This is a genomic window from Desulfobacterium sp. N47 (genome assembly GCF_051233685.1).
Lineage (GTDB): Bacteria > Desulfobacterota > Desulfobacteria > Desulfobacterales > RPRI01 > RPRI01.
The window spans coordinates 1-10784 of the sequence record NZ_JBAMMY010000227.1 but is presented as its reverse complement, the minus strand read 5'-3'; the positions used below and the strand labels follow the sequence as shown (position 1 = coordinate 10784).

Genomic DNA, 10784 nt, shown 5'->3' with positions numbered 1-10784 from the left:
AAGAATGCAATTAAGTTTTTGAAGGAAAGAGCAGTATTTCGGATAAAATCTTTGGTTGAAGATATTCAGATTTTACAAATAAATTAGCTCATTATATGAATATTTGCAAGTACTTTTTCTTAATTCAACGGCATTGACTATTATCTTTTTGCGGAGGGAAATAATGAAGAGGATTACATGGCCGCTTATAATTGCCCTGATGGTCGCCTTTTCCGGATGTGCATATGTTAACGTCAGGACTCCTTATGATACTGATCTTAATAAGACAGTTCTCGGAAATAAAGTTGGAGAAGCAAGTATTCATTCAATTTTATGGCTGGTGGCCTGGGGTGATGCGAGTACGGCGGCTGCGGCCCGAAACGGTAATATATCCGTGATCAATCATATGGACCAGCAATCCGTCAGTATCCTTTTGGGGCTTTATTGCAGTAATACGACAATCGTCTATGGTGATTAAACGGTAATCCGGAAGAAAGGATATCCCATTCATGAAAGGCATTCGTTTTTACATTGCAATACTGTTGATCGCCCCGGCATTGACGGCATGTATGCACCCGCTTCCAAGAGGTATTATTTATACGCATATTACTACCCCTCTGGATATAAATGCAGACAAAACGCCCATAGGGCCTGCCGCAAGTGCGGATGGCAATATAAAACACATTCATTATTATATGGATATAAAATGGCACAGCAACGCCATAGGAGACATTGCCAAACAAAGCGGCTTGAATGAAATATATTTTGCCGATATAGAGACATTAAGCATTTTAGGTCTCTGGAACCAGTACACCGTTCATGTTTATGGAAAATGAAATAAAAAGCTGAATAAGAAGCCATCTTATTATCATCTCATCTTATTTCAGGAACAGGCCTCATATCTTCCGGGCATTGCCGCAGGAAATACTGATCAGTCATTCCTGCTATAAAATCTCTTACTATTTCTTCTTTCTTATGATTATCGGTATAATCTTTCGACATATCCTTTAAAAAGCTGGTAGAAATTGCAGACTGTCTGTTTTCTTTTTCTATATCAAAAATATATTTTTCAAAAAGCACCCTGAAAAGTTTTTTTATAAGGCTCATATGCTTTTTAATTTCAGGATTAAGATAAATCCTTTCCATATTGAATGCTTTTATTTTCTTTAATGCTTGCGAAACCTCGGGGCTGAATGCAATACTTATATTCTGGAAACTGTTTTTAATAACATCTGTAACAAGATTGTATGTTATTGTTCCATTGGTGTTGCCAAGTATTTCAACGCATTCACCAGGAAGATCTTCTCTTTTTATAATATTTAATCTTATTGCATCTTCTATATCGCGCCCGATATAGCTTATGGTATCTGCTATTCGAACCACACAGCCTTCAAGTGTCATAGGCATCAGCTTTGTAGCAGGATTATTTTTCTTGATTGCAATTTCCTGCTCCAGCTTATCAAAATCTTTCATCCTTTGAGGTGAAAGGCTTTGATTGTGAATCTCACCGTCATGGCACAAAATTCCATCAAGTGTCTGGAGCGAAAGATTCCACCCTTTTCCTTTTCGCTCTACTTTGTCAAGAAACTGGACGCTTTGAACATTATGCAAAAAATGCCCTATTTCTCTTTCCATGCAAAGTTCCGACAGAAACTTTTCACCGTCATGCCCGAAGGGGGTATGACCTATATCATGGCCTAAAGATATTGCTTCTATTAAATCCTCATTTAATCCCAGGAACCGGCCTATGGTCCTTGCAATCTTTGACACTAACTGAACGTGAAGAACTCTGTGTGTTATATGATCATTTTCTATAAGGTAAAATACCTGGGTTTTGTCGATGTAGCGTGTATAGGCAAGCGAATGTAGTATCCTGTCGGCATCTGTAGCAAAATCCTGTCTGTAACTAAGATCTCTTCCCTCTTCATATCCCCGCCGAAGACATTTTGAGCTTAATACTGCAAGAGGAGAAAGATAATCTTCTTCTCTTTTGTTTAAGGCCATTTTTATTAAATCAAGAGTGTCTTCACCATTTTTCGCCATTTTAGATTATCTTCTCCATCCCGATTTGATAATTGCGGTCTGTACTAAAAACATTGCTTTTTCTATACCTTTTACTCCGGAGGCTTCAGCACAAAAACAGAGGAAGACACAGGTTCATCAGCCCAGTACCTGTTAATATCAAGCTTAAAATAATTGCCGGGTTCATCTGAAATGATAAGCTTTGATGGAATATGATATTCTTTAACAAGCATTTCATCATTTAAAAAAACACGGTAAAGCAAATCTCCGGAATCAAACATATCAATCTGCATAACATTCTTACCGTCATTATCAAAATATATTTTTTCGACTAGTTCTGCAGCTTTATTCTTTAAAACAAGAACAATCCCTTTGCCTTCAATTTCTTCTGCTGATGCAGTATCGAAAGCGCAGACAGGCGAGCGCCCGGATAGAAATAAAATAATATCTTTTATCTTTATCGGAATGGAAATAAATCGTTTAAGGTCGGCATTATCAGAGCGTTTTTTATGAAATACTTTTTCCGTATGTGAAGCAAAATAAACATATTTTCCGTCAGTTGCAATGCCTGCTATGGGTTGTCCCAAAATTCCACGGACAGCTATGTAAATTTTATCATTATTTTCAGCTACCCATGCAATATCAGCTGAAATCACTTCTGAATTTTTATTCGACAGGTTCATACGCCCTGTTCCTTTAAACGTCTTTATTTCACGGTTCTTATTGTAAAGTGCAACCAAAAGACGATTTGCTTCGGGAGTAATAAGAGAAGGTTCGTCATGTCCTGTGCTTTTATTAAAAATCAAACCCGAAAGACCGGCACATGACGAAAAAACAAGCATAATAAACAGCAAAAAAAAACAACAAAAGACTTTCTTCATATTTTTCAAAGCCCTTTGCCTGAAATCTCCTGAATTTTTTTTATCAATACTTCCTTATCTTCTTTTCTGAACTTAAGCGAACGCTTGTATGTTTCCAAAGCATTTTTGGTATCATTGTTTTTCTGGTAAGCATCCCCAAGATGTTCAAGAACAACGGAGTCTTCCGGAACAAGATCTACGGCTTTTTTCAGAATATCCACAGCCTTGGGATAAAGACCTTTCTTGAAATAAACCCATCCCAAACTATCGGTTATATATCCGTCACCCGGTTTGTATTTCAGTGCTTCTAAAATAAGTTGTTCAGCTTCATTGAGATTTTCTCCCATATCAGCATATGTATAACCGAGATAATTCAAGGCATCAGCATTTTTAGGATCAATCTTAATAACAATTTTCATCTGTTCAATAGACTTATCTTTCTTCCCCCATTTATCGTAAATAACTCCAAGGCGGAAATGAAACATCGGATCATTCTGATCCTTTTCTATAGCTGATAGCAGTGCTTTTTCCGCTTTTTCATAGTCATTAAGATCTTCATAAAACAAACTGAGAAAATATTTAAAATTAGGATTTGCCGGATCTTTTGCTATAACATCTTTAATAAAGGAAATAGCTTCCTTGCTCATACCTTTGCTCTGGTAAATAAGCGAAGTTCTGAAAACCGCATCGAAATAAAACTTTGAATCGGTTTTAACCTTACGAAATTCTTCGAGAGCGCTATCATCATTTTTTATTGCCAAAAAGGAAAGGCCGCTAAGATAATGCAGATCGTAATTTTCAGGGGCGCCTTTTTGCATATCTCTAAGAATTATTATAGCATCATCATAATTATGCGGATTGAGATAAAACTGAATCAGATTAAGTACAACATCAAAATTTGTAAGGCTCCTTTCACCAAGATTCATTAAAATTTTTTCGCCTTTTTTATTCATGTTGTTCTTTTTATAAAACAGACCAAGATCAAGGGCCGCCCTTATGTTATCAGGGCTGTTTTTTACCATTTCCTCTAATAGTTGAATTGTTTTTTCCTTTTCGCCCCTTAGCTTATATATATTTATAAGCTCAAAGTTCAGCTCATCAGTATTAGGCTTTAACTTAATCGCTTTTTTTAAATTCTTTTCTGCTTCCGCCAAGTTGCCCTTTTCTCCATAAATCTTGCCAAGATAGAAATAACCAAGATAGTAATCAGGAAAATTATTCACTAGCTGTTCAAAGAGTTCAATAGCCTTATCATACTCCCTTTCATCAATATAAATACTGCCGAGCAACAAATATATGTTCTTTTCTTTGGGTTTTCCCTCCACAATCTTTTCATATATTTTTTTGGCGTCATCAATTTTATTAAGAGAGTGCTTTATCTTTCCAAACAGTATGAGAGCGCCTATGTTTTCCGGTTCTTTTTTAAGTACATCTTCTACTATTGCTAAGGCTTTATTGTTTTCTTTCTGCTGAATGTATAAATTAACCAGCTCCCCTTTTAAAAAAAGCGACTCCGGATCAAGCTTGAGCGCTTTTTCCATATATATTACTGCTTTTTTGGTATCACCCTTATTTTTTAATATTTGTGATTCTGTAAAAAAATAATACTTGTTTTCAGGAACATAATTATCGCTTTTGATTTTTGCTTTTGAGAATGAATTCATAAACGGGAAAGAACATCCTGAAAAAACCATCAGAAGGAAAATTATAGTAATGAATTTTGTAAAATTATTTGTCATTTAAAATGATTCCTTGCTGCCACTTCCAAGCCACAAACCGTGAGGCCGATTAATTATGCTGTAAAGCCAGGCTGATTTTATAATTTTTTTATGTCAGGTATGAGATCAGATCCGGAAGCTCTTCTTTAATAAACTCTCTCATTTTAGTAATTATATTTTTCTCAAGCTGACGAACACGCTCTCTTGATATACCGTAGCGGTCACCTATTTCCTGAAGAGTAACAGGATTGTCTGAAAATATCCTGAGATCAAATATTTCATTTTCTCTTTTCGTCATCAGTTTACGGAATTCATCTATTTTGCTGTATATCAGGTTATCCATCTGCTTTTTAGCAACCTGTTCTTCGGCAGAATCGGAATCATAGCTGATAAATTCAATTTTTTCAGAATCCGAATCATCCGATAACGGGGTATTAAGGGAAACATCCCACCCGTCAAGTCTTTGATCCATATCAACAATTTCCTTCTCGGTAACTCCCAGTCTTTCGGATAAAAGCTTGGGCTTTGGATCAAATCCCTGATCAATGAGATCCTGTTTCTCCTTTTTAAGCTTGAAAAACAGCTTTCTCTGGCCCTGGGTAGTTCCTATTTTCACCAGCCGCCAGTTATCCATTATAAATTTCAATATGTACGCTTTAATCCAGAATGAAGCATAATATGAAAATTTCACGTTTTTATAAGGATCAAATTTTCTTACAGCCTGCATGAGACCAATATTGCCCTCCTGTATAAGATCCAGAAGATTTTGCATCCAAATCCTCTGAAATTCAAGAGCTATTTTTACAACCAGCCTGAGATTTGATGTAACAATTTCATATGCCGCATCTTTATCATCATGATCAAAAACTTTTACTGCAAGAGCGTACTCTCTTTCCCTCGACAGAAGATTATGGTTGCTTACTTCCATCATATAACGCTGTAAAGGATCATATTTTACTATAGCTTTTTGTGAACTCCGGTCTTTTTTTTTATTTTCATTTGTCATTTATAAAAATACCTTTTATAGAATAGTAATATTTTCAATTGGTCCGTTGAAACATTTGTTATGATATAATAATTTCCGGCTCATTAACGTCTTATATATACTTTGCATCGGTATCATTTTTTTATAGACATATAAAAATTGGTATGATAACAGTGCAAACCATGCGCCTGTAGCTCAGCTGGATAGAGCAACGGACTTCTAATCCGTAGGTCACAGGTTCGAATCCTGTCAGGCGCGCCATCCTTTGCCCTTGTTTATTATTTTTTGATACGTCCTTGTTTATTTTATTAATATTTTATCATGATTTCATAATTATGCAATCTGCAATTAATCTAATTAATCTTGGGAGCTAACGGAGTTCAAACATGGCCTTTTCATATGGCGAAGGTAATGAAGCCAGAACTTCCCTTTCAGAAATCAACATACTCTCTAAGGACCAGAAACTAAACAACCTTTTAACATCAGTTATTTCCGAGGTTAAACATTACGCTGAAGAACAAATTGCGCATATCAAACAAGACGCAAAAATTGGTCTTGCTTTATCAAGTGAAAAAAATATTGATAAACTTCTTGAGATGATAGTTGCTGACGCAAGAAAGATGACAAATGCTGATGCAGGTACGCTTTATATCATTGATAAAGAAAATAAAAATCTTTGTTTTAAAATTTTGCAAAATGACACTTTAGATATCAGGATGGGCGGAACAAGCGGTGTTAAAATTGATCTTCCGAACGTCCCTCTTTTTATGGATGGAAAACAAAACCACTCAAACGTATCATCGCATGTGGCAATAACAGGTAAAATTGTAAATATACCTGATGTGTATGAAGCCGAAGGTTTTGATTTCACAGGGCCTATGAAATACGACGCATCTACCGGCTATCGCTCAAAATCCATGCTTGTCATACCCTTAAGAAACCATGAAAATGACATCATTGGTGTTTTGCAGCTTCTGAATTCAAAGAATCCGCAGACAGGAGAAGCAATAGCATTTCCGGAAGAATATATTGACGAAACTGCATCCCTTGCCTCCCAGGCTGCGGTTGCCTTAACCAATACACAGCTTATTAAGGACTTAAAAGATCTCTTTTATTCTTTCATCAAGACTATAGCAACAGCAATAGATGAAAAATCTCCATACACATGGGGACATATAAACCGTGTTGTTGATTTGTCAGCAATGATAGCAGAAACGATAAACAGATCAAAGAAAAAACAATTCAGCAGCATAAATTTTGATGAAAATGAGCTCGAAGAAATCCGTATAGCAGCCTGGATGCATGATGTGGGTAAAATTACTACTCCTGAATATATAATTGATAAAAGCACCAAGCTTCAAACTGTTTTTGATCGCATAAATCTTCTTGAAACCAGATTTAATCTTATAGCTCAAATACTTGAAAACGATTATCTTAAAATTAAGATAAAGCATTCACAAAATGAAAAAAAGCTTGCTATGCTTGATTCGGAACTTAACGAAAAACTGAAAAATCTTGAAAATGATTTTGAATTAATCAAAGCAGCAAATATTCCCGGAGAGATTCTCTCGGAAGACGATGTTAAAAAAATAAAGGAAATAGCCGGCAAAACTTACCTTTTCAAAAATAAGAAACACCCGTATATTTCCGAGAATGAGCTTGAAAATCTGATTGTAAGACAGGGTTCCATTACAGTAAAAGAGCGCAAAATCATTGAAAATCACGCCGCAGTTACATACAAGATTTTAAGCCAGCTGCCTTTTCCGAGAAAACTTGTGAGAGTTCCCGAATACGCATCGGGTCATCATGAAAAGTTAGATGGTTCCGGTTATCCCAGAGCTCTTACAAAAGAAGAACTTCCGTTACAGTCACGCATAATAGCTATTGCAGACATCTTTGAAGCTCTGACAGCAAAAGACAGGCCCTATAAAAAACCAATGAATGTAAAACAGGCCCTTAAAATAATGAATACTATGAAAAAAGATAATGTTATTGATCCTGATATTTATGACCTTTTCATCGAAAAAAAGCTATTTGAAAAATTCATTATAAAAGAAGCTGACTGCAAGGCTGACAGAAAACTTTCTTGAGAATTTTGCGTATAAATGCATTACTAAGCAAAGGTCTTTTAGTTCTAAAAGGGGCGTAATAATTTATGGGAACAAATAACATAATCTTTTTGGAAAACCTTGAATGGTTTGATGAGACAGGAAATGAACTTGTCCACCGAATACCTGAAACAGGTTCGGGAGAAATCAAATATGGTGCTCAGCTTACCGTAAGACAAAGTCAGGCCGGAGTATTCTTTTACAAAGGAAAAGCAATTGATGCTTTTGGTCCGGGCCGGCATACCTTAAAAACCGCAAATATACCGGTACTTACAAAACTGGCAAGCATCCCATGGGGCATGACCAGCCCGCTTCGGGCTGAGGTATATTTTGTAAACTTAAAAATTTTTATAAACCTGAAATGGGGCACAAGAGACCCTGTTGCATTCAAGGATTCACAACTGGGACTTGTAAGGCTCAGAGCTTTCGGAATATTCAGTATGCAGGTTTTACAGCCTGTTCTTTTTATAAACAGCATGGTCGGAACACAGGGCATCTTTACTGCATCTGAAATAGAAGATTATCTTAACAGTGTGATTGTTTCAAGATTCAATGACTATATGGGAGAAACCCTTGATTCCATATTAAACCTGCCTGCAAAGTATAACGACATTGCGGATGGACTCGCAAAAAGCTTAAAAAGCGATTTTGGCCGTTTCGGGCTTGGTCTTGCTGATATCTACATAAATTCAATTACTCCTCCTCCTGAAGTACAGAAGGCAATAGATGACAAAAGCCGCATGGAACTATTTGACGATATGAATAAATTGATGCAGATGAAAGCGGCAATGTCTATCGAGAAAGCTTCCGAAACAGGCGCAACTTCAGCAGGTATGGGAATGGGTATGGGTATGATGATGCCTGCAATGTTTTCAAAATATTTTTTGCCGGACAATAAACCCTCGGATAATGAAAACTTAAAAGAAGTAATAAATTGTATGGAATGCAGCCATCCGATCTCTTCGGATGCGAAATTCTGCCCATACTGCGGCCATCAGCAGCTTGTTCTCATCCGTTGCCGAAAATGCGGTAAAAATCTTACTCCAAATTCCAATTTCTGTCCCCGTTGCGGACAACCGGCAGAACAAAAAGAAAAACCAAATTTGTGTAAAAAATGCGGCGGCAAAAATCTGACGGAATCAGTTTTTTGCAATATGTGCGGTGAAAAGCTTTAATATCAGCATAGATCATTCCTGTCCTCAGTGCGGCGCACCCGCCGTTCTGGAAGAGACGGACAGACTTATTTCCTGCCCGTATTGCCGTGTAAACTCTTTTCTTATAGAGGACGCCTGCTTTCGATATATATTGCCGCATAAGAACAAAGATATTAATTCTTCTTTATATTTTCCATACTGGAGATTTAAAGGAACCCTTTTTTCAGCTTATCCGGATAAAACCGATTATAGATTTATAGATATAAGCCACCAGGGAATAAATTCGACCATACTTCCGGTTTCTCTGGGATTTCGTTCACAGGCGCTTAAGCTTAAATTCGCCCTTCCCGAATATGAAGGAAAATTTCTAAAACCCGATCTTTCTTTAGATGACATATTATGTATAACGGAAAAGCGATTCTGCGCAAAAGGCTCAGATCAACCCGCCATTCAATCTTTCATAGGTGAAACGGCAAGTATTATCTATTCGCCCTATTATCTGAAGAATAATATGCTTTGGGACGGCGTACTTGATAAACCAATCGGAAAAGTACTCCCAAAAGATTTTGATACTAATTTATTTGTAACGGAAAAACCCGAGTGGACAATCAAATTCATACCAGCCATATGTCCGGACTGCGGGTGGAACCTGTCCGGTGAAAAAGATTCGCTTGTTCTTTTATGCAAAAACTGTAATTCGGCATGGCGGGCAAATTTTAAAAAACTGGAAAAGATTAATTTCGGCTATTTTCCTGAAACAGGCAAAGACTTATTATTTCTTCCTTTCTGGCAGATTAAAGCCGCTGTATCGGAAATAGCGCTTGACTCATATGCCGACCTTGTAAAAACAGCAAATCTTCCCAAAGTTGTACAAAAGAGCTGGAAAGAGATATCTTTTAAGTTCTGGATTCCTGCATTCAAGCTTCGTGCGAAGCATTTTATCCGTCTTGCAACACAGTTTACGCTTGTACAACCTCTTGATGAGATCACGAAAAAAGTACCGGATGCTGCCATGCACCCTGTAACTCTGCCGGTTAAAGAAGCAATAGAAAGTATTAAAATAGTATTGGCAGATTTTATTAAGCCTAAAAAAGATTATTTTCCCTTGTTGCCTGATATAAAAATAACTCCCGGAAATTTTTATCTGTTATATATTCCTTTCAAAAAGGAGTGCTTTGATTTAATTCAGCCGAAATACAAGATGGCAGTAAATGAATCCGCGCTTAAAACATCGGAGAACCTATGATCAGCTACGATATATAGCATATGTCATAATAATATTCCGATAGCTTAGTTTTGTAATTGGGGATGGTTACGTATTCTAACCTCAGAAAACTTGTTAAATGTCTTCGATGATGCCTTGCTTGTTTTTAGTTCTTTAAATGATAAAACCTCTCGCTTAGTGTCTTGCCGTCTTTAATATTATCCAGCCTGCTGCCAACCGCATCATCCAGTTTTACCAATCTGTCATCAGGATGCGGGTGGGTTTTGAAAAGCAAGGCCACACTGCTTTCATCCTTGCCTGTTTGCCCGATAATTTGCAGTACTTCAGGCAAACCATAAGGCTCATATCCGGCCCTGGCGGTCAGCACAACTCCCATGCGGTCGGCTTCAAACTCGGCGCTTTTATCCAGACTGCGTGCGCAAACTTCGGCACCGCTGCCAATTACTTTCTGAATCACCTGATTATCCCTGCCTAATTTTTTGCTGAGCAAGCCCGCACCAAAATCCAGCAGCTGGGATTTTTGCAGTATTTTGAGATGGTGGCTTCTTACGACATGAGCTATTTCATGTGAAAGCACTCCTTGCCAGTTGCGCAGCGGTGGCCCGGAAAAACTGCACAGTTGCTTAAGTGGTAAAGCTGCTCTAAATTGACTTACAATTACAGAAAGGAGCAGCAGGTAAATGAAGACATTAAGAAGAAATCATGGAGCAGCATTTAAGGCAAAAGTAGCTAT

General features: G+C 37.2%; 10 protein-coding genes and 1 tRNA gene. 6 read left to right on the top strand and 5 right to left on the bottom strand.

Translation table 11 applies throughout. The annotated features are described in order from the left end of the window. Positions 1 to 163 precede the first annotated feature (163 nt). Both VXK47_RS14885 and VXK47_RS14880 read left to right on the top strand, forming a co-directional pair. Positions 164 to 457, top strand: a complete 294-nt coding sequence (locus tag VXK47_RS14885) for a TRL domain-containing protein (protein WP_435549576.1) — start codon at positions 164 to 166, stop codon at positions 455 to 457. 31 nt (positions 458 to 488) lie between these two features. Next, positions 489 to 815 (top strand): TRL domain-containing protein, encoded by a 327-nt coding sequence (locus tag VXK47_RS14880; protein ID WP_435549575.1) that lies wholly within the window; start codon positions 489 to 491, stop codon positions 813 to 815. 37 nt (positions 816 to 852) lie between these two features. Here VXK47_RS14880 and VXK47_RS14875 read toward each other — a convergent pair whose 3' ends face one another. The 4 genes from VXK47_RS14875 to VXK47_RS14860 all read right to left on the bottom strand — a co-directional run bounded on the left by VXK47_RS14875 (position 853) and on the right by VXK47_RS14860 (position 5585). Then, complete coding sequence (locus tag VXK47_RS14875; RefSeq protein WP_435549574.1) at positions 853 to 2022, bottom strand: deoxyguanosinetriphosphate triphosphohydrolase family protein; 1170 nt, start codon at positions 2020 to 2022, stop codon at positions 853 to 855. A 71-nt stretch (positions 2023 to 2093) separates the two neighbouring features. Further along, positions 2094 to 2843: a hypothetical protein gene (locus VXK47_RS14870; RefSeq protein ID WP_435549573.1), complete on the bottom strand. Its 750-nt coding sequence runs from the start codon at positions 2841 to 2843 to the stop codon at positions 2094 to 2096. Between the two features lie 44 nt (positions 2844 to 2887). After that, positions 2888 to 4600 (bottom strand): tetratricopeptide repeat protein, encoded by a 1713-nt coding sequence (locus VXK47_RS14865; RefSeq protein ID WP_435549572.1) that lies wholly within the window; start codon positions 4598 to 4600, stop codon positions 2888 to 2890. 88 nt (positions 4601 to 4688) lie between these two features. Next, on the bottom strand, positions 4689 to 5585 hold the full coding sequence (locus VXK47_RS14860; RefSeq protein ID WP_435549571.1) for a sigma-70 family RNA polymerase sigma factor: 897 nt from the start codon (positions 5583 to 5585) through the stop codon (positions 4689 to 4691). 163 nt (positions 5586 to 5748) lie between these two features. Between VXK47_RS14860 and VXK47_RS14855 the strand changes: the two genes are divergently transcribed. From VXK47_RS14855 to VXK47_RS14840, 4 genes are all read left to right on the top strand, one after another. Further along, a tRNA-Arg gene (locus VXK47_RS14855) sits at positions 5749 to 5825 on the top strand. Positions 5826 to 5950: 125 nt separating this feature from the next. Next, on the top strand, positions 5951 to 7654 hold the full coding sequence (locus tag VXK47_RS14850) for an HD family phosphohydrolase (protein ID WP_435549570.1): 1704 nt from the start codon (positions 5951 to 5953) through the stop codon (positions 7652 to 7654). Between the two features lie 65 nt (positions 7655 to 7719). Next, positions 7720 to 8847 carry an SPFH domain-containing protein gene (locus tag VXK47_RS14845; protein ID WP_435549569.1) on the top strand — a complete coding sequence of 376 codons (1128 nt, stop codon included), beginning with the start codon at positions 7720 to 7722 and terminating at the stop codon, positions 8845 to 8847. Continuing rightward, positions 8834 to 10072, top strand: coding sequence for a hypothetical protein (locus VXK47_RS14840; protein WP_435549568.1), 1239 nt, complete (start codon positions 8834 to 8836; stop codon positions 10070 to 10072). Before VXK47_RS14845 ends, VXK47_RS14840 begins: the two co-directional genes overlap by 14 nt. A 124-nt stretch (positions 10073 to 10196) precedes the next feature. Here VXK47_RS14840 and VXK47_RS14835 read toward each other — a convergent pair whose 3' ends face one another. Then, complete coding sequence (locus VXK47_RS14835) at positions 10197 to 10628, bottom strand: M48 family metalloprotease (RefSeq protein ID WP_435549567.1); 432 nt, start codon at positions 10626 to 10628, stop codon at positions 10197 to 10199. Between the last annotated feature and the right edge of the window lie 156 nt (positions 10629 to 10784).